Annotated in this window: 17 protein-coding genes and 1 other RNA gene; 12 read left to right on the top strand and 6 right to left on the bottom strand. The window is 36.1% G+C overall.

The features are described from left to right. Positions 1 to 24: 24 nt before the first annotated feature. The gene (locus SJY09_RS04115) at positions 25 to 1,653 is read right to left on the bottom strand and encodes an ABC-F family ATP-binding cassette domain-containing protein (protein ID WP_396637691.1); all 1,629 of its coding nucleotides are present in this window, start codon (positions 1,651 to 1,653) and stop codon (positions 25 to 27) included. A gap of 178 nt (positions 1,654 to 1,831) precedes the next feature. On the opposite strand from SJY09_RS04115, the gene SJY09_RS04110 reads away from it, so the two are divergent. After that, the gene (locus SJY09_RS04110; protein WP_396637690.1) at positions 1,832 to 3,217 is read left to right on the top strand and encodes a transaldolase; all 1,386 of its coding nucleotides are present in this window, start codon (positions 1,832 to 1,834) and stop codon (positions 3,215 to 3,217) included. Between the two features lie 35 nt (positions 3,218 to 3,252). Here the strand turns inward: SJY09_RS04110 and SJY09_RS04105 are convergent, their stop codons facing one another. Together SJY09_RS04105 and ffs are read right to left on the bottom strand one after the other, a co-directional pair. After that, complete coding sequence (locus tag SJY09_RS04105; RefSeq protein WP_396637689.1) at positions 3,253 to 4,062, bottom strand: SDR family oxidoreductase; 810 nt, start codon at positions 4,060 to 4,062, stop codon at positions 3,253 to 3,255. A 137-nt stretch (positions 4,063 to 4,199) separates the two neighbouring features. Beyond that, positions 4,200 to 4,298, bottom strand: an RNA gene (gene ffs, locus SJY09_RS04100) — signal recognition particle sRNA small type. Between the two features lie 135 nt (positions 4,299 to 4,433). Between ffs and SJY09_RS04095 the strand changes: the two genes are divergently transcribed. The 8 genes from SJY09_RS04095 (at position 4,434) to SJY09_RS04060 (ending at position 12,291) form a co-directional block, all read left to right on the top strand. Further along, positions 4,434 to 5,489: a glutaminyl-peptide cyclotransferase gene (locus SJY09_RS04095; RefSeq protein ID WP_396637688.1), complete on the top strand. Its 1,056-nt coding sequence runs from the start codon at positions 4,434 to 4,436 to the stop codon at positions 5,487 to 5,489. A gap of 1 nt (position 5,490) precedes the next feature. Then, the gene (locus SJY09_RS04090; RefSeq protein WP_396637687.1) at positions 5,491 to 5,880 is read left to right on the top strand and encodes an acyl-CoA thioesterase; all 390 of its coding nucleotides are present in this window, start codon (positions 5,491 to 5,493) and stop codon (positions 5,878 to 5,880) included. 11 nt (positions 5,881 to 5,891) lie between these two features. Beyond that, a complete protein-coding gene (locus SJY09_RS04085) occupies positions 5,892 to 7,442 on the top strand; it encodes a hypothetical protein (RefSeq protein ID WP_396637686.1) in 1,551 nt (516 codons plus the stop codon). 96 nt (positions 7,443 to 7,538) lie between these two features. Further along, entirely contained in the window at positions 7,539 to 8,306 is a 768-nt protein-coding gene (locus SJY09_RS04080; protein ID WP_396637685.1) for a LytR/AlgR family response regulator transcription factor, read from the top strand. Between the two features lie 139 nt (positions 8,307 to 8,445). After that, a complete protein-coding gene (locus SJY09_RS04075) occupies positions 8,446 to 8,619 on the top strand; it encodes a hypothetical protein (protein WP_396637684.1) in 174 nt (57 codons plus the stop codon). 67 nt (positions 8,620 to 8,686) lie between these two features. Further along, on the top strand, positions 8,687 to 10,798 hold the full coding sequence (locus tag SJY09_RS04070; protein WP_396637683.1) for a tetratricopeptide repeat protein: 2,112 nt from the start codon (positions 8,687 to 8,689) through the stop codon (positions 10,796 to 10,798). A 23-nt stretch (positions 10,799 to 10,821) separates the two neighbouring features. After that, positions 10,822 to 11,490 (top strand): histidine kinase, encoded by a 669-nt coding sequence (locus SJY09_RS04065; RefSeq protein WP_396637682.1) that lies wholly within the window; start codon positions 10,822 to 10,824, stop codon positions 11,488 to 11,490. Between the two features lie 159 nt (positions 11,491 to 11,649). After that, positions 11,650 to 12,291: a hypothetical protein gene (locus SJY09_RS04060; RefSeq protein ID WP_396637681.1), complete on the top strand. Its 642-nt coding sequence runs from the start codon at positions 11,650 to 11,652 to the stop codon at positions 12,289 to 12,291. A 12-nt stretch (positions 12,292 to 12,303) separates the two neighbouring features. Here SJY09_RS04060 and glyA read toward each other — a convergent pair whose 3' ends face one another. Next, positions 12,304 to 13,590, bottom strand: a complete 1,287-nt coding sequence (gene glyA / locus SJY09_RS04055) for a serine hydroxymethyltransferase (protein ID WP_396637680.1) — start codon at positions 13,588 to 13,590, stop codon at positions 12,304 to 12,306. 248 nt (positions 13,591 to 13,838) lie between these two features. On the opposite strand from glyA, the gene SJY09_RS04050 reads away from it, so the two are divergent. Next, positions 13,839 to 15,023, top strand: a complete 1,185-nt coding sequence (locus SJY09_RS04050) for a hypothetical protein (RefSeq protein WP_396637679.1) — start codon at positions 13,839 to 13,841, stop codon at positions 15,021 to 15,023. Positions 15,024 to 15,050: 27 nt separating this feature from the next. Here SJY09_RS04050 and ytxJ read toward each other — a convergent pair whose 3' ends face one another. Next, a complete protein-coding gene (ytxJ, locus tag SJY09_RS04045; RefSeq protein ID WP_396637678.1) occupies positions 15,051 to 15,446 on the bottom strand; it encodes a bacillithiol system redox-active protein YtxJ in 396 nt (131 codons plus the stop codon). Positions 15,447 to 15,608: 162 nt separating this feature from the next. Between ytxJ and clpB the strand changes: the two genes are divergently transcribed. Beyond that, entirely contained in the window at positions 15,609 to 18,209 is a 2,601-nt protein-coding gene (gene clpB / locus SJY09_RS04040) for an ATP-dependent chaperone ClpB (protein ID WP_396637677.1), read from the top strand. 111 nt (positions 18,210 to 18,320) lie between these two features. Continuing rightward, positions 18,321 to 18,917, top strand: coding sequence for a TetR/AcrR family transcriptional regulator (locus SJY09_RS04035; RefSeq protein ID WP_396637676.1), 597 nt, complete (start codon positions 18,321 to 18,323; stop codon positions 18,915 to 18,917). 60 nt (positions 18,918 to 18,977) lie between these two features. On the opposite strand, the gene SJY09_RS04030 is transcribed toward SJY09_RS04035, so the two are convergent. After that, positions 18,978 to 20,651, bottom strand: a complete 1,674-nt coding sequence (locus tag SJY09_RS04030) for a PorP/SprF family type IX secretion system membrane protein (protein WP_396637675.1) — start codon at positions 20,649 to 20,651, stop codon at positions 18,978 to 18,980. Between the last annotated feature and the right edge of the window lie 7 nt (positions 20,652 to 20,658).

Genomic DNA, 20,658 nt, shown 5'->3' with positions numbered 1-20,658 from the left:
GCAAGAATTTGGGTTCAACTTCTATTATGCGGGAACAGTATACATTTTACTGCGCTGCTCCTTTAATGCCTTGTCAGACATATACTCATCAAACGTGGAATAGCGGTCAATGTTGCCTTTTGGGGTCAATTCTACTATTCTATTGGCGACGGTTTGTGCAAATTCATGGTCATGTGTTGTAAACATTACCGTTCCCTTGAAATTTTTCAAAGAATTATTGAACGCTGTAATACTTTCTAAGTCGAGGTGATTCGTTGGCTCATCTAGCATTAAAACATTAGCCCTAAGCATCATCATTCTACTTAGCATACATCTTACCTTTTCTCCACCAGAAAGAACCGTACATTTCTTTAGCGCCTCTTCACCGCTAAATAGCATTTTACCTAAAAATCCTCTTATATAAACCTCTTCTCGCTCTTCTTCGGTTTTGGCCCATTGCCGTAACCAGTCTACCAAATTATTGTTACTGGTAAAGAAATGGGAATTATCTGCAGGAAGGTAGGATTGCGTGGTGGTAACACCCCATTGAAAAGTACCCTTGTCAGCCTTTTTATTACCATTGATTATTTCGTAAAAAGCAGTAGTTGCCCTAGAATCTCTAGAGATAATAGCGACCTTATCTCCTTTAGCAAGGTTTAAATTGATGTTTTCAAATAATAAATCGCCATCATCAGAAGTAGCCGAGAGTCCTTCTACATTCAATATTTGATCGCCAGCCTCACGTTCCCTATCAAAAATAATGGCCGGGTATCTTCGGCTAGAAGGTTTTATATCATCTACCTTAAGTTTAGACAACATTTTCTTTCTAGAGGTTGCCTGCTTACTTTTAGCTACGTTTGCGCTAAATCGCATAATAAACTCCTGTAATTCCTTCGCCTTCTCTTCTGATTTTTTGTTTTGCTGTGCTCTTTGCCTTGCTGCCAATTGACTACTTTCATACCAAAAAGTATAATTTCCGGAATAGAGATTTAACTTTCCAAAATCTATATCTCCTATATGTGTACAAACAGTATCTAAGAAGTGACGGTCATGGGAAACGACGATAACCGTATTTTCATAATCAGCTAAAAAATTCTCTAACCAGTTGATGGTCTCATAATCCAGGTCATTGGTAGGTTCATCCATAATTAGCACATCCGGACTTCCGAATAGGGCCTGTGCCAATAACACGCGCACTTTAAGTTTTGAGTCCAAATCGGCCATCATGGTATAATGTAGCTCTTCGTTTATTCCTAAGTTAGAAAGCAAGGCTGCTGCATTACTATCAGCGTTCCAACCGTTCATTTCCTCAAATTGTACCTGCAACTCCCCTATCCTATCCGCATTTTTATCATCATAATCTGCATATAGCGCATCAATTTCCTTCTTAATTTCATAAAGTGGCTTATTCCCCTTTACGACTGTTTCAAGTACTGTAAACGCATCGGAAGCATTATGATTCTGCTCTAGAATAGACATTCTCTTACCTGGTTCTAAATGAACATGGCCCGATGTTGGTTCTATATGACCTCCGAGTATTTTCAAGAAAGTGGATTTTCCTGCGCCATTGGCCCCGATTATGCCATAGCAATTGCCTTGTGTGAAGGAGACATTTACTTCATCGAACAAAATTCTTTTTCCAAATTGAACCGATAGATTAGAAACAGATAACATAGACAACTTTTTTAAAATCCGTGCAAAAATACAGAATTTTAAGGGCTAAAACCAACAAACTAGTACTCCATCTACTTTAACTTACCGTATAACTTAAACCCCTAACATTTAACTAGCTATTAACAGGGTGCAACTAGTCGGTTGTTTAATTTTACCACACATTTTACTGAAACTGTGTATGAATAGATATTTACTTCTATTACTTATTCTTGGTTGTCTTGCATGTGAATCCAACAAATCAACGTCAAACGCCATATTTTTTACAGGTGAAATCGTTAACCCTACGGATGAGTATGTAGTACTTTTCAAAGGGGGAGCCGTTATCGATTCCGCTAAGTTGGACGGAAGCAATAGGTTTTCGTTTGATTTGGACGTGATAGACGATGGGCTCTACCATTTTAGCCACGCACCAGAATATCAATATGTTTATCTTGAAAAAGGAGACACTTTATTGGTGCGTTTAAATACTCAGGATTTTGATGAATCTCTAGTTTTTTCTGGAACAAACGAAGAGGTTAACAATTTCTTATTAGAGCTGTTTTTGCTTAACGAGGAAGAAGAGCGGGTAATTAGAAGTGAGTATTTCAATTATGAAGCGGATGATTTTCAAAGAGAAATTGAAGTGTTAGCGGCCAACAAGATTAAAGCGCTTGATGCAATTAAGTTAGAATACGGATTGTCCGATAAGGCTTATGAAATTGCTAAGGCTAGTATTAATTACACCTATTATGGCTACATGGAAATATATCCTTTTGAGCACAAGAGGAAACTTAGGGAAAATACCATTCACGCTATTACCGATACTTTTTATGAATACCGAAAGGATATCGACTACAATAACGAAAACTTAATTTACCTAAGACCTTATTACGATTTTATGAAATCGCACTTTGGAAATCTGTCTTATATGACCTGTTCCAATTCTTGCGGAATAAAGGGCGATGTGGTGAATAATCAATTACATTTCAATAAACATAAATTACATGTCATTGATAGTTTGGTGGTTGAAAAAGAATTACGCGATAATCTGTTTAGAAATGTCGCCTTTAATTACTTACTTAAAGAACACGATGCACCAGAAAACAACAAGGTTTTCTTAGAAGAATTTGAGAAAGTTTCACAAAATAATATGCACATTGAGGAAATTGAAAACTTGTACAACGGAATAAGAAATATTCAACCTCAAAAAGAGATACCTACTATATCTGTAATTGCATTTGATGAAAGCACAACGACTTTACCAGAAATTTCCAAGGATAAGAAAGTAGTTTTCTATTTTTGGTCCGCTACGAACAAAAATCATTATCAGAACATTTTTAAGCGAGTTAAAAAGTTAGAAAAGTTAAAGGAAGACCACACTTTTATTGGCATCAACATTAAAACAGAAAAGAGTAATTGGGAGGGTATTATAAAAAACTTCGAATTAGATACTGCTACACAATTTAGAACAGACGATTACGAAGGCATTACCAATCAGTTAGTCATATATCCCATGAACAAGTGTATTGTAACGGATAATGCCGTTATTGTTGATGCATTCTCCAATATTTACCAAAGACTTTAAGTTTTTGACTGTTTACTACGCCAGCCAAGACTCTTTTATAAACCGCTATGATTTAAAATGAGTTTCTCATACCAGGTATCTGGTAAAATTCGCTTTAACACTACGGAAAAGCGCTGTAAAAAAGAACCAACTTTGTAATGTACTTTGGGCTTTTTTGCATTGATTATTTTAAGAATTTTTTTCGCCACCAACAAAGGATTGCCCCCACCATCTACATCTTCATCTATTAATTTTAATGTTTTGGCGTAGTTTTCCTTATAAGGTGAATTGTCTAAAATAGGTGCATGATAACGCCCTGATGCTATATTAGTTGCAAAATCGCCAGGAGCTAAGCTCGTTACATGAATACCAAAGTCTTTGGTTTCCATGCGCAGGCTTTCAGAAATAACTTCCATAGCTCCTTTTGTTGCGGAATAGATACCTCTAAAGGGAAGGCCCATATATCCGGCAATAGAAGTAATATTAATAATCAATCCCGCTTTTTGAATACGCATCTGCGGAAGTACTGCTTTAATAACATTTAAAGGCCCGTTAAAATTGGTGTCGAATGCATTTAAAACTTCTTGGTTCGGTGTTTCCTCTAAAGGCCCGGTAATGCCAATGCCCGCATTATTTATCAGTACATCTAATCTTGCTTCTTTTGCAATTAATTCGGAAACGGCATTTTGGATACTTTCTGGATTCCTAACATCCATTTCCAACAACTTAAAATCAGAAAACCCCTGATGCCTCTTTAAATTTCGCGTAGTGCCATATACCTTAAAATTTTTTGAAGTAAGGTACCCTCCTATCGCCCTTCCTATTCCTGAAGAACCTCCTGTTATAAGTATGACTTTCTGCTCCATTATCGTTGCAAATTAATGAATTAAATTCAGATGATTCTATCTATAAAAAAAGTTAAAAAAGAGTAGTTTACTATACAGATGGAATAGTGAAATATTGATGTTTAAAAGAAGATAATTCCTTGACTTTTGCGCACAAAAAAAGGCAAGCTACCTACATCGCACCGCTACAACCATATACCCTTGCTGCGTTCCCACCCTGGGGGATTCTACAGGAGCTGGTCGTGTAGGACTTGCCAGCTGCAAATATACAATCTTTTAAAACTTTCCCAATCCTTTTTACATTCTAAATTTTATGAATAAATTGCTGTTTAAAGTTTTTTTGACCTTAAAAACAACCCACCTTGTTTCGTCGTTTAATAACAAAAATTTCTATGACCCAATTTAAACCCTTCTTTATCAGTATCATCATATTGCTTTTTATGGCTTGCGGCAGTGGAAATCAAAAACCATCATCACTATTTGAAATTGTTTTGGAAGGAAATACCAACACAGTTAAGCAAAATGATGTGCTTGGCATAAGTGTAAAAAATATAAAAGATAAGACCATAGACAGCATCGTTTATTCGCTAGACGAAAATGAAATACCAGTAGACGGGAACGAGATTAACCTTAATGTTACTAAACTTGGTAATAAAGAGTTAAAGGCCACCGTAACTTATGAAGGAAATACCGTAAGTGTTACCAAAAAAATTAAAATACTTGCCGCTAGCGCTCCAGAAATATATACCTATACCATATTAAATGAATATCCACATGATACCAATTCCTATACACAGGGTTTAGAGTTTTATAACGATACTTTGTATGAAAGTACAGGGAAAAGGGGGCGTTCCTTTTTGAGAAAGTTAGATTTTAAGACAGGTAAAGTCTTTCAGCAAATAGATTTAGATAAAACCTATTTTGGTGAAGGAATCACCATCTTGAATAATAAAATATATCAATTAACCTGGCAAAGCGGATTGGGTTTCATTTATGATGTAAACGGACTAAAAAAACTGGACAATTTCCAGTATGGAAAAAGTAGAGAAGGTTGGGGTTTGGCCAACGATGGTTCGAAGATTTATAAAAGCGACGGTACAGAAAAAATATGGACCTTGAATCCTGAAACCCTCGTTGAAGAAGGATATATTGAAACAGTAACCAATTCATCCGTGTTCAATAAGGCCAATGAGCTAGAATATGTGGATGGAAAATTATATGCCAATGTATACCAAAAGCCAAGTGTTATGATTATTGATAGTAACAGTGGCGCAATAGAGGGTGTTATCAATTTTGGAGGATTAAGCGATAAAGTAACCAAAACCGATACTTGGGTGGCAACCGATAACGTACTGAATGGAATAGCCTACCATCCTACACGAAAATCTTTTTTTGTGACCGGTAAGGACTGGGATAAATTGTTCGAAGTTCAAATTCACAAAAAGTAAGATGTCTTTCTATCAAAAGGAGATTGTAGTCTCCAAGGAAGATTTGGACGATTTAAATCATGTGAACAATGTACGTTATGTGCAATGGATACAGGATATCTCCAAGGAACATTGGGTCGAGAAAGCTCCAAATAACATCCAAGAAAAAGTAATCTGGGTAGTAATGACCCACCATATAGAATATAAATCTGCTGCCGTTTTCAACGACTCTATCTTATTAAAAACCCACATTAAAGAAAGTAGCGGTGCTAAATGCACGCGTGTCGTTGAAATGTACAATAGCATAACAAATAGTCTTTTAGTTCGTTCAAATACAGAATGGTGCTTGCTCAATAGGCGAAGTTTGCGGCCTATCAGAATCTCAGAAGAGATTAAAGAAATATTTTCGTAAAAACTTTAAAATTGCGCATTAAACTTCATTTAGTATTTTTTTTAACAGCATTATTGCTATGGTGCAGCTCTTGTAGAAAGGATTTTGAATACGCTCCCAGCGCAGGTAATCTTTCCTTTTCTAAAGACACAGTTTACCTAGACACTGTTTTTAGTAACATAGGCAGTAGCACTTATACTCTTAAAGTATATAATACTACTAGGGATGATATCGTAATTCCGTCTATTGGACTGCAGAACGGTATAACAAGCTCATATAGACTAAATGTGGATGGTGCAGCGGGTAAAACATTTCAAGACATACCTCTAAATGCCTTAGATAGTCTCTTTATTTTCATTGAAACCACAGTGGATATTACCGATAATGATTTGAATATGCTACTCTACACGGACGCAATTCAATTTGACAATGACATAAATATGCAGGAGGTCCAGCTCGTGACACTCGTGAAGGACGCTATATTTTTATTCCCTGAAACGGATGCTAACGGCGAAACGGAAAAGATTACCCTAGATTTTGATGAAGATGGAAATCCAATACAAGTTGAAGGTTTTAACCTTGATGATAACCAATTAAATTTCACTAATGAAAAACCATATGTCATCTATGGTTTTGCCGTTGTTCCAGAAGAAAAAGAATTAGTTATAGACCCAGGTGCAAGAATACATTTTCATAAAGATTCTGGCTTATTGGTCAAAGAAGGTGGTACTATAAGTATTAATGGTGCGCTAAGCGCGGATAAAGAACTATTGGAAAATGAGGTTGTTTTTGAAGGTGACCGATTAGAACCAAGTTTTTCGGATATCCCAGGGCAATGGTCAGGTATCTGGATAGCAGCGGGAAGTACAGCGAATAAAATTTCATATACTACTATCAAAAATGGTACAGTTGGTCTATTTATTGAGGGTGATGGAACTCTTGCGACACCTACCTTAACTATGGATAACAGTCAGATATACAATAACTCAAGTCATAATATATGGGCGGAAACAGCTTTTGTTCAAGCAGCGAATTTGGTTTTAGGTTCATCGGGTTCTTCCTCATTATATTGTAGCCTTGGTGGTGACTATTCCTTTACCCACAGTACTATCGCTAACTATTGGAGTAATGGGTTTAGAATTGATGCTGCCTTAGAAATTGATAATTTTATCCCAAGCCTGGGCAATAACAGTGGGGCTGATTTAACAAGGGCCGATTTCAAAAATTGTATTATTTCTGGAAATGGTTCCACAGAACTTGCGCTAACTTCAAACGGGGAAGACGATTTTAACTATAGTTTCACCAACTGTTATATAAAGTTCAATGACATTGCCAATCAGTTTCAAAATAACCCTTTGTATGATTTTGAAAATAACTCGAATTATGATACTGTAATTCTAGCCGGGGAATTAGATTATTTTGGAACAAATACAAACGATTTTAGAATAGGTCTTGAAGCTGAGGTTATTGACCTAGGAAATCCATTATTCTCCGCAGAAATACCACTAGATATTCTCGGTACGAACCGAACATCCAATCCAGATTTGGGTGCTTACCAAGCTAGCATCAAAGAACAAGACTGACTATTTTGAAAGTTTTTTCTTTCAATTTAGGTTTTGAATCTCATTTTATCATAATATCCTCCATTTTTATAAGGTTTTTCTAGGTCAATTTAGTTTATGCAATTACTAACTTGCTATAGAACATTATTTATTTTGGAATATAATTACAGTATCATAGACTCCGATGCGGTCTCAAATTTGCAGTTACAGGCATTTTTGGACGAGTATGGTGACTTTAGCTGTGTGGGAAACCTGAAGACACCATCCGATGGCCTTAACAATATCCTAAAGTATAGTCCTGATATTATTTTCGTCAATTTAAACGACAAGGCCACTGCCCTATTTCAAATGGTCGTTGAACTACATCAGTACGTTACTACTGTTCCCATCATTATAGGTATAGCCAAGACAAAGGAGCACGCCTATGAAGCCATTAAAAATCATTTTTTTGATTATTGGTTGCAGCCTTATAATGAATTTGATATTCGAAAGTCATTATTAAAGTTAAGGAAAAGACTACCCAAAGAAACCACACCCCAGACCATATGTCTTAAATCCTATAATGATTTCCAATACTTGGACACAACTGATATCCTTTACTTACAAGCCGATAATAATACCACGGAGTTTCACATGAAGGGCGGAACGGTAACCCACGCCTACAAAACATTAAAAACATTTGAAAAACAACTTCCAAAAAACTTTGTGCGTATTCACCAAAGCTATATCGTTAATACGGACTATGTCTCTAGAATAAATTTTGGAAAATCAATTTGCGCTTTAAAGAAAGTGAATAAAAGCCTTCCTTTTTCAAAATCCTATAGAACGAATATGGAAGCACTTAAAAAACTACTGTCCCAGAACTCGGTTTCCAACTTAAATTAATAAATTCTCTCAAAAATAAGTCATTTACTCATAGATGACACCCATCCACTAGTTGGCGCTCCAATTGCCGCATTTACATTGCTACGCTTATTACTTTGGTAGTATAATAGAAATTATACAAACCTAAAAATAAATTAAAATGAAAAAAGTAATTAGCATTTTCGCAGTAGCAGCAATGGCATTTGGGGTAACTACTTTTGTAGTGGATAGCAATACGAATGAGTTCGATTTTTTGAATGATATTAGTACGATGCTAGCTTGTGATGATTGTTCTGGAACAGAGGATGATAGGGGAAAAGAAAAAAATACTTAAAATTAATTTTTGAAGATATTAAAAGCCTTGAAGATTTTCTTCAGGGCTTTTTTCTATCTTGTACTAGATGTTAAACAGAAAACACATAGAACAGAACATAAAGCTAAAGACACTTTTGGCATTCCTAACATTACTAGGATATTTGGCCCTTGGACAAGAAAAAAAAACAATAGAAATTAAAATTACAAATGATAGTATTAATAGACTTATACAATCATTTCAAAATAAATCTGTTACTTCAAATGATGATTTTTATTGGTTAGAACAGGCCTATGATTATGCAAAATCAGTAAAAAATCAACAATTAAAACTTAAACTCATTTCTAAGCTATCTTTTAGAGGAATCCGTTCGAAAGACACGGCTTTGTTTCGAAAGATAAACCGTTCTGCAATAGATCTAGGTCGCAAAACAAATGATTCTGTTCTATTGGCGGAAGCTCACTGGGATTTAGCGGTATTTTTTAGAAGAAAGAAAGTTTTAGATAGTGCCTATTACAATTACTTAGAGGCTCAGGAAATATTCGAGCAGAAAAGTGACCATTTGAATTCGGGAAAATTACTACTATATATATCAAGTATTCAGGAAAGTATTAAGGATTACGTAGGTGCCGAAACTAATCTCATTTTAGCTATTGAACGACTAAAGCAATCGGGTAGTAATCGAGACCTTTTCAACGCCTATAAAGACTTAGGTATAGTTTCAGAAGATCTAAAACAATACTCTAGGGCCGTAACCTATTACAACGAAGCACTTTCTTATGCCAATAAGCTAAAAAACAATTCGTTTTATCTCCTACAGGTCAAGAACAACGTTGGTATTGTTTACAGGGAAAGTGGAGCCTATGATAAAGCTATCGAAAAATTTGAAGAGGTATTGGGTACGCCCAATGTAGATAAAATAAACCTTAAACTATATGCCAAAACCCTAAATAACTTAGCCCTTTGTAAAATCCGTATTGGTGATACCGTAGGTACAGAAGATAAAATAAAACGTTCTATTATTATAAACGATAGTTTAGAATCAGGTAGCTTGGTTTCTTCGTATTACAGTATGGCGGAGTTGAGTTTGCTGCAAAAAGACACTAGCGCCAGCATCAATTGGGCAGAGAAATCTATGCGTGCGGCGAAAGAAAACAACAACAACAAACGAATTTTAGAAAACTTTGCGTTTTTAGCCAACATTGACACCAAAAACGCTTCTAGCTATGCGCAAGAGTATATTAACTTAAATGATAGTTTACAACTAGAGGAACGTAAAATTCGTAACAAATTTGCACGTATCCGCTTTGAAACGGACGAGTTTATTGCAGAAAATATAGAGCTGTCCGAAGAAAAAGAATTGCTCAACCAACAAAAGCAAATGTGGACGGGTATTGCCTTAGGTTTCTTTTTATTGGGAGTTTCTGTATATATCATCATCAACCAACGAGCAAGAAATCAAAAACTACGTTTTCTGCAACAACAACAAGAGAACAACGAGGAAATATTCAACCTAATGCTTGCTCAAAAACAAAAGGTAAATGAAGTGAAGCGAATGGAACAAAAACGGATTTCAGAGGAATTACATGATGGGGTGCTAGGTAAAATGCTGGGAGCTCGTATGGTTCTAACTGGTCTGAATAAAAAAACAAGTTCAGAAGCTATTACAGAGCGCTCGTCCGCAATAAGTGCTTTAAAAGGCGTTGAAAACGAAATTCGCTCCATATCTCATGAGCTGAGCCATTCTGCCTATAGAAGAATACACAATTTTGTAAATTCAATAGAAGGTTTACTGCAATCAACGAAGGGAGACCCTCCTATTAATACCTTCTTTAACTATGATGAAGACGAAGACTGGGATAGCTTGGTGGGCGATATAAAAATTAATGTATACCGCATTATACAGGAAACCCTACAAAACGCACTAAAACATGCGAATTGTACTAATTTCTTTGTTAACTTTGAAAGAGTGGGCGATGAATTTATCGTTACGATGAGAGATGATGGGGTTGGTTTTAAGTTCGAAAAGGAAAAAAAAGGTATTGGCATGCGTAACATAAGGTCAAGAACCCATAAATTAAAGGGCAAATGGAAAATTAGTTCAAAACCCGGAACCGGAACAACGATAACGGTTTTTATTCCTTTAGAAGATGATTCTTTGCTCAAAGAAAATACTAAAGATCTTTTACAAGACGTTTAAGTTATTACCAATTGTATTAAAAAATGGACACCATACGGATTTTAGCGGTAGATGATCACGAAATGACCACTTTGGGATACAAGTATATTCTAGAGGATTCAGAATTTGAGGGATTTGAAGTAAAAGTAGAAATTGCGAAAAGTTTTGATAAAGCGAAGGAAAAGATTGAGCTTTCAGCTAAATCCATTCCCTATGATATTATACTATTAGACATTCAACTATTTCCTGCAGGCTCTAAAGACCCAAGAACTGGAGTAAACTTAGGTGTTTTAGCGCGAAAAGTTGTCCCTGATTCTAAAATAGTCTTTATGTCCTCTTTCAGCGATAATTATAGAATTAACAATATTTTCAAAATTGTAAATCCGGATGGGTATATGGTAAAATCGGAAATAGACGAATTATCGCTAAAAACTATGGTAGAGACTGTTATAAAAAGTCCACCATATTATACGTCTAGCGCGTTGGTGGCTATTAGAAAAAAAATGGCCAATACTATCATTATAGACGATCAGGATCAAAAGATACTTTATCATTTGTCCCTAGGTGTAAATACCAGAGATATTGGTCCTTTAATATCTTCCGCAAATACGACCGTAGAGGCCAGAAAGCGACAATTAAAGGCCATTTTCGGTATAAAAAATGGAAATGATTTAGCGCTAATAGAAGAAGCTAGAAAAAGAGGGTTTTTATAGTTGTAAGTAAATACTTGTTTTTTGTAGTTTTTTTCTTATGAAAAATTCTTATTTCTATCATTATATCATAATATCCTCCGAAAATCTAAGGTTTTCCTTGGTCGAATGAAATTTTATTAAACCTACCTTTATAATAGGTTATAAATAATTTCAATTGCTATGTCGTCCAATTTAAACAACCAAAATCCCTCAGAATTTTTCCAGCAAAAAACTAACATAGGAATTAATGGTTTAGACAACTATTTAGATTTTCTTGAGTTTCACTATTTTTCTAAAATCTCCCTCAGGAATTATAATATTAATGACCAAGGTATAGACATGGCACTGGATATGACTTGTTCCATTGATTTATTAGAGATGCTTGCACATTTCAATAAGAACAGATGGGGAAAGAGTACCAATATAATAGATTCTCCTCTACTTACAGGTTTTAATCATTTAGCAGCGCAAAATAGCATCTATTTAGATATAGAAGAACTAACCCTTTTCCTAAATGATACCAGTATCATTATAAAACGTATAACAGATAGAAGTATACTTCAACAGTTCAACGATATTCTTACAGAACTTGCAAACCACTATATTTATTTCACCCAAGGGTTGAAACAACAACCTTATGAGATTTTTGTTCCTGTGTTTGAAGATGATATCGAGAACCCTCCATTAAATACACAAAATAAAAAACCCCAAAGCTATTTTGACTTTTGGGGTATTTATCTTGAAAATCAGGAAGATGCGCTAATCTATGACTTGAATAGGAATACGTTTATCCCAGCTGACCTAGACTTATCCATGCATTAAGAATTTCCTTGTTTATGCATTTTGAAGCTCATTAAAAATAGGTCTATTTCCCATCATAGCGTTGACCTCTTTCTTAACTCCGTTAATTACAGCACTATCTTCTGGATTTGTAATTACCCGGTCTATTAGAGATACGATAACTTCCATATCACTTTCAAGAAGACCTCTAGTAGTAATGGCGGGTGTGCCAAACCTAATACCGGATGTAACAAAAGGTGATTTATCATCGAACGGAACCATATTCTTATTTGCTGTGATATCAGCTAAAACTAAAGCCTTTTCCGCATCTTTTCCAGATATATTCTTATTACGTAAATCTATAAGCATCATATGATTGTCAGTACCTCCTGATATGATGTGGTAATCTTTAGCAACGAACGCCTTTGCCATAGCATCGGCATTCTTTTTCACCTGTTCCATGTACTGACCAAATTCCGGGGTAAGACACTCACCGAAAGCAACTGCTTTGGCCGCAATAATATGTTCTAACGGACCTCCTTGATTCCCTGGAAAAACAGCCAAATCTAGCAAAGCGGACATTTTTCTTAAATTTCCATTTTTCAATCGTATGCCAAAGGGGTTTTCAAAATCGTTGCCCATTAGAATAAGTCCTCCACGTGGGCCCCTTAATGTTTTATGTGTTGTTGTGGTAACTATATGGCAATGTGGTAATGGATTGTTCAATAATCCCTTTGCGATTAGCCCCGAAGGATGCGAGATATCAGCGAGTAACAATGCATCAACACTATCCGCTATTTCCCTGAATTTCTTAAAATCCATATCTCTGGAATATGCCGAAGCACCGGCTATAATTAATTTCGGTCTTTCCTTTAAAGCTATTTCTTGAATTTTATCATAATTAAGCAATCCAGTAGCTTCATCTACACCATAGAAAACAGGATTATATAGTCTACCTGAAAAATTAACCGGAGACCCATGAGTAAGGTGTCCACCATGGGATAAATCAAATCCTAAAATAGTATCCCCAGGCTTTAAACAGGCATGATATACCGCCGCGTTGGCCTGTGACCCAGAATGTGGTTGAACATTGGCGTAAGCAGCGCCGAATAATTCCTTTGCCCTATCTATGGCCAATTGCTCTACCTTATCCACAACCTCGCAACCTCCATAGTATCTCTTGCCGGGATATCCTTCCGCATACTTGTTCGTTAATACAGAACCAGATGCCTCCATGACCTGTGGGCTTGTAAAATTTTCAGATGCAATCAACTCTATACCCTCTATTTGGCGTTGTCTTTCTTCTTCTATTAAATCAAAAATGCGATTATCCCTTTGCATAGCTTTTGTAATTGTTAATAAGGTATAAAAATACAAATACCTAGTGGTAATTGGTAGTAAATACATCTTTTGAAAAAAGAATTTATTAAACAGAAGTTAACAACTAGAACGATGCTCATAATTCTTTAGAAAAACTAGTATGGTGCATTTAAACGATTTTGTACTATTCTTTATCCTTTTACGTTATAGCAAAAACCAATTATGGCATAGCTATTGAAATAAGCTATGAAACTTTAAATATTTTAGCCATGAAAAAAATTCTACTTTACAGTGTATTCGCTTTTTTATGTTCTTGTAGTGGCGTAAAAAAGACGCAGGAAGCCCTGAATACGGGAAATTATGATAAGGCTATTCAAAAGGCAATTAATAACATCGTAGAAAATAAGAACAAAAAAGGGAATCAGCCTTTTATTGCGATGTTAGAGGAAGCGTATGAAAAAAATACGCAGAGAGAACTTCAACACATTAAATTTCTGAAAAAAGACGGGAATCCCGCAAATTTAGAAGAAGTTTATAACACATATTCTAGGTTAAAATCTATTCAACAACAGATTAGACCATTGTTGCCGCTGCAATTATTTGATGAAAATAGGACTGCACAGTTCAATTTTAATAATTACGATACGAGTCTATTGGCTGCCAAGGACGAGTTATCCGTTTATCTTTATGACAATGCCACGGTACTCTTAGAAAATGCTGTTCATAAAGTAGATTATAGAAAAGCCTATCAAGACTTGAAGTATTTAGAAGAACTGAACCCCAATTTTAAAGATGCCGTTCAAAAGATGAATATCGCTTACAGAAATGGTATTGATTACGTTTTGGTAGAAATGAATAATGGTACCGATAAGGTAATACCAACAAGATTAGAGGAAGAACTTTTGAACCTCAATACTTTTGGTTTGAATAATCTTTGGACCGAATATCATACCAACAAGACAACTAGTCAAGATTATGATTACTTAATGGAGGTTGCATTTCAAGATATAAATATTTCTCCTGAGCAGATTAATGAAAGACAAATTATCAAGGAAAAGCAAATTAAAGATGGTTTTAAATATGCGCGCGACCAAAAAGGAAATGTGGTAAAAGATAGTCTTGGCAATAAAATAAAAATAGATAAATTTAAGACCGTAAAGGCAGATTTCTATCAATTTACTCAATTTAAAAGTGCTCAGGTCACTGGTGTAGTTAGTTTTACAGATTTAAAAAAGCAACAGCAAATAAATCAATATCCTTTAGCGAGTGAATTTGTTTTTGAACACGTATATGCCAACTACGACGGAGATAAAAGGGCGTTGGACAATGATTTAATATCCCTTTTACAATTAGCGCGGGTACCTTTTCCCACTAATGAACAAATGGTTTACGACGCTGGTGAGGATTTAAAAAATAATCTAAAGAATATTCTGCAAAGACAGCAGTTCAACTAAAAAAAGGCTCCTGTTCAGGAGCCTTTTTTATATATACTGTTCCAAAGCAATTTCTGATATAGCGCCATGGGAATCATGAGCAACCACTACCCCATTCTTAATAACAAGTAATTGCGGTGATTGATGCATTACTTGAAATTTTTGAGCGACACCGTTAGAAACTTCTCGGTATGCGTGTAAGTCCAAAAAGTAAAAATCTGCTTGTCCAGGTTCTAAAGCATACCCGGATTTAAACATATTCAATACCATTCTACTAATACCACAAGTAGTAGAATGCTTAAATATAAATTGCGGTTTCCCAGACGATTTAGTAATAATTTCATCCAACTGGTCCAGATTGGATAATGCAATCCATGGTATTTCCCGTTTATTGTCACCACGCTCCCCTTCTCCTTTTCCAAAAATACCTCCGAATAAACCCATAATTCTTTTTTCTTTTTGTCTTTAACTTTAGTTAACCTTACAAAAGTGACTAAATGTCTTGTGAAAGCCTATTTTTAGTGACATTTTGTCTTTAATATAAGATTGGTCGTATTGTTGCCCTATCTAGTTCAAAAATAAGATTCAATTTAAAAAATATACATAATGAACTTTAATAATTTTACTATAAAATCACAGGAGGCGATACAGCAAGCCCAGCTTTTGGCGCAATCCATGAATCATCAGCAAATTGAAAATGAGCATATTTTCAAAGCGATCACTCAGGTTGAAGAAAACGTTATCCCTTTTATTATTAAAAAACTTGGGCTTAACTTTAGTCTAATTCAACAAATCCTTGATAAGGAGATGCTTAGCTTTCCAAAGGTAGAAGGTGGTGATATCATGCTTTCCAAAGAGGCGGGTAAGACACTCAACGAAGCTACTATCATCGCCAAGAAAATGGAAGATGAATATGTTTCTATTGAGCATCTATTCTTGGCTATATTCAAATCAAAAAGTAAAATAGCCCAAATCCTTAAAGATCAAGGAGTAACGGAAAAAAATATTGATTCGGCCATAACGGAACTAAGAAAAGGCACAAATGTGACCTCCCAAAATGCAGAAGAAACATATAATTCTTTAAATAAATACGCTAAGAATCTTAACGAACTGGCAGATAGCGGAAAGTTAGACCCGGTGATCGGAAGAGACGAAGAGATAAGGCGCATACTCCAAATATTATCCCGTAGAACTAAAAATAATCCTATGTTAGTCGGTGAACCCGGTGTAGGGAAAACGGCGATAGCAGAAGGTCTAGCGCACAGAATAGTTCAAGGAGATATTCCAGAAAATTTAAAGGACAAAGTTATCTTTTCCCTTGATATGGGTGCACTGATTGCGGGAGCTAAATATAAAGGCGAATTTGAGGAACGACTTAAAGCAGTAATAAAAGAAGTAACCGATGCTGAAGGAGAAATCATACTATTTATTGATGAAATACATACGCTCGTAGGAGCTGGTGGCGGTGAGGGTGCCATGGATGCGGCGAATATTTTAAAACCTGCATTAGCCAGAGGTGAACTTAGGGCAATTGGAGCAACTACCTTAGATGAATATCAAAAATACTTTGAAAAGGACAAAGCTTTAGAAAGACGATTTCAGAAAATTGTAGTAGACCAACCCGATACGGAAAGTGCTATCTCTATCCTCCGGGGGATAAAGGAAAAATATGAATCGCATCATAAAGTACGGATTAAGGACGAAGCCGTTATAGCGGCAGTAGAACTATCGCAACGCTATATTACCAATCGTTTTCTGCCAGATAAGGCGATTGACCTAATGGACGAGGCTGCCTCTAAATTACGAATGGAAATTAATTCGAAACCAGAAGAACTGGATGTTTTGGATAGAAAAATTATGCAGTTAGAAATTGAAATCGAAGCCATTAAAAGAGAAAACGACAAGGCTAAAATGCAGATTTTAAATTTAGAACTCGCTAATATCAAAGAAGAGCGAAATGAAATTTTTGCGCAATGGGATAGTGAAAAGTCTGTCGTGGACAATATCCAGAAAACGAAAAAAGAAATTGAAGACTTAAAAATTGAAGCGGAACGAGCAGAACGCAACGGTGATTACGGAAAGGTAGCGGAACTGCGCTATGGAAAAATTAAACAAGCCGAGGAAAACCTTGCCAAATATCATGATGAGTTGCAAGAGCAACAGAACTCCGGTACTTTGATCAAGGAAGAGGTCACCAACGAGGATATTGCCGAAGTAGTGGCCAAATGGACCGGAATACCAGTTACTAAAATGCTCAAGAGTGAACGCGAAAAACTATTGAACCTAGAAGAGGTTCTCCATAAACGAGTTGTAGGGCAAGATGAGGCTATTGAGGCAGTTTCCGATGCCATACGAAGAAGCAGGGCGGGCTTGCAGGATAGCAAAAGACCCATAGGTTCTTTCCTTTTCCTTGGCACAACAGGCGTAGGAAAGACGGAACTCGCAAAAACCTTGGCCTCCTACCTCTTTGATGACGAGAGCGCCATGACTAGAATTGATATGAGCGAATATCAGGAAAGACATTCGGTAAGTAGATTGGTAGGAGCTCCTCCGGGTTATGTAGGATATGATGAAGGTGGTCAGTTGACAGAAGCTGTCCGCAGGCGTCCCTATTCCGTTGTGCTTTTAGATGAGATTGAAAAAGCGCATCCGGATACTTTTAATATTCTGCTACAGGTATTGGACGAAGGAAGACTTACGGATAATAAAGGTAGAATAGCCGATTTTAAAAATACGATCATTATCATGACCAGTAATATGGGCAGTGAAATCATTCAAGAAAAGTTTGAAAATGCTACTGATGCATATAGTGCTACTGAAGCCGCAAGAATAGAAGTTCTTGGATTACTAAAGAAACTAATCCGTCCAGAATTCTTGAACAGGATAGATGATATTGTAATGTTCACACCTCTTAATGAAGATAATATCAAGGAAATCGTAAGACTTCAATTAGAGGCATTAAAAAAGATGTTAGAGAAACAACAGATTACATTGGATGCCACTGAGGACGCTATTGACTATCTTTCTAAAAAAGGCTTTGACCCGCAGTATGGAGCGAGGCCAGTTAAAAGAACCTTGCAGAAAGAAGTGCTTAATAGCTTATCCAAAGGTTTGCTTAGCGGCGATATTAAAACAGATAGTATCATCCTTTTAGACGCTTTTGACAATAATCTCGTATTTCGTAATCAGGACGATTTAGTCGTCTAACTATATAAATAAGATGAATATAAATGTCCTTTTTATCAAAAGGACATTTTTTTTATTAACATTATATACCATACAGTATAGATTTTCTATCTTCGTGTAAAATCATCGCACATGTCTACGAAAGCCGAAAGAACTACCGCCTATATCATAAAAACAGTGGCGCCCGTCTTTAACAAACATGGTTATATAGGCACAAGTATGAGCGATTTAACCGAAGCTACCGGACTTACCAAGGGAGCATTATACGGTAACTTTGAAAACAAGGAGGCGCTAGCGCTTTCCGCATTTGAATACAATAGTAAAATTTTACTAGCTGCTGTAGATGAGCAACTTAATCATCCAGGAACTGCATTGGATAAGGTATACAGCTTTACAGACTTTTATAAAAAATATGATATTTTCACCTTAGAAATGGGAGGCTGTCCCATACTCAATGTTGGTGTGGATGCACAACATAACAATAATTTACTTGCAGCGGCTTCTAGAGAAACCGTTAAGGAAATTGAAGGCAAGCTAGCTTTGGTCTTAGAAAACGGTGTTAATTCGGGTGAATTTAAAATTCCAGTATCACCACTTCAATTTGCAAAACAACTGATTACTATGATACAAGGGGCTATTACTATGGCTACTATATCAAAAGACAGGAAGTATTTACACAATACAATTGCTTATCTCGATGTCTTAATCAAGCAAGAGTTAAAGAACTAAACCTTTATTTCTAGTGAGCTACTTAGACGCTTCATAAAAGAAAGTATTGACTTAACTTTATTATTCTCCCACTACTCTAAAAATCCAAATCTTTTCTGAATATTGCCCATTAAACTTGGAATCTCTCGCTTCCCTTGCTTCATTAATGGAGTCAAATCGCTTTAAATAGACGTAATTGTATTTGTTCAATTCTCTATAAAAAGATTTTGGAGCTAGCCCCTTCTTCTTTAAGTCGGCCATAAATGCATAGAAATAGCGTTTAGTACCGAAGACATTGGCAATTAAGTAATAACCAGGTTCTAACAAGCCTTCGGTTACCACTTCTTCGTATTTCTCTCCCGCTTGCGGAGTTACCACTTCTTTTTGACGCGCCAAGCGTTCTAATTGAGCCTTTTTCTCCGCAGCTTCGGCTAGAGCAGTTTGAACTTGAGCTATGGAATCTTTTCGCTGTTGTCTTGCTAAGGCCAGTGCAGTTTCTTTTGCCTTTTTAACAGCTTGAATGGAATCTGTTTTCCTTTGTTGATTCAGCGCTTCCCTATCAGCTAAGGCTTCTGCAGCTTTAGCCGTATTAATAGAATCTGATTTTCTTTTTAATTCTTTCCTTGATTCTCTTTCTGCAACTTCGGCATTTCTGCTAGCAACTTGAATAGAATCATTGGTTTGTCTCGTAATTTCTTTGTCAAGGCGTTTTTGCTCCCTATCTAAACGTTTTTGCTCCTTGAGTTTTTCTCTTTTTGCCAATTCTTCCGCTTTGGACAATTCTTCTTTTAATTTCTCTTCTTTTTCGGTTTCAGCAGCGATTAACTCCTCTTCCATCTTCTTCTCTGATGCTTTTTCTAATTTCCCAAGTTTATAAGCAGTGACTATTTCAAAAGAAGGGTCTTGCCCATCTAAGTCAGAACCAATTCCAAACTCTACAATAGCACCTATCGACAAACGTTTGAAAAAACGGCCACCCGCGCCTCCAGAAACTCCATAGAAACTATTATAGCCTCCTTGTGCCCAGAATTTACTCGTGGACAATACAGAATTAAATCCTACCTGAGTATCAAGCCCAGGAATGGTTTTAAAATAGATCGCAGGACGTAAAAACGAATTAGAATCTGAATTCAGAATACCGACGGGAATATCATAACTGGCCAGTCCAAAGAACATTCTATCTTCGGGACTAGTGTTACGTTCATTCGTTGTAAAATTGTAATCGAAGAGGTTTTCTGAAACAAAGCCAATACTAAACTTATCTACTCTTAAATTTACACCAGGAGCCAACTGTAAGATAAAATCATTCGTCGGAGCACGTTGCAAAGGGTTGGGTTGAAAAAACCGCTGATCAGCAAGTTCTTGTTGATATCCGAATAAATTTAAACCAACCCCAAGAGTTGTATTAGTTCCTAATTCTATTTCATAGGCATAATTTAGGGCTGCACCTGTATTTAGAAATATTCCTGTGTTATGTTGAAAAAATCCCACTGCTGCCGTAGAAATAGGATTTATACGCGTCGTGTAATTTATGAATAATGATGTGGGGTCTGCATCTAAGGTCTGCCATTGCCATCTGGACCAAAGTGCTATTGAAGATGGATTATTCCTATCCAAGGAATAAGCAGGGTTTAATAAACTTGAATTATAATCCGTGAGATTTTGCTGCCTAAAATCTCCTGGTAATTGAGGTTCTTGGGCATGAATACCAAGAACCACAAACGTAATAAGAAGTGCCCCACAAAAATTTTTCATATGCAAA

Source organism: Maribacter sp. R77961, assembly GCF_044594925.1.
Lineage (GTDB): Bacteria > Bacteroidota > Bacteroidia > Flavobacteriales > Flavobacteriaceae > Maribacter.
Note: the sequence above shows the minus strand (reverse complement) of the source record. Positions and strands in the feature narration are given on the sequence as shown.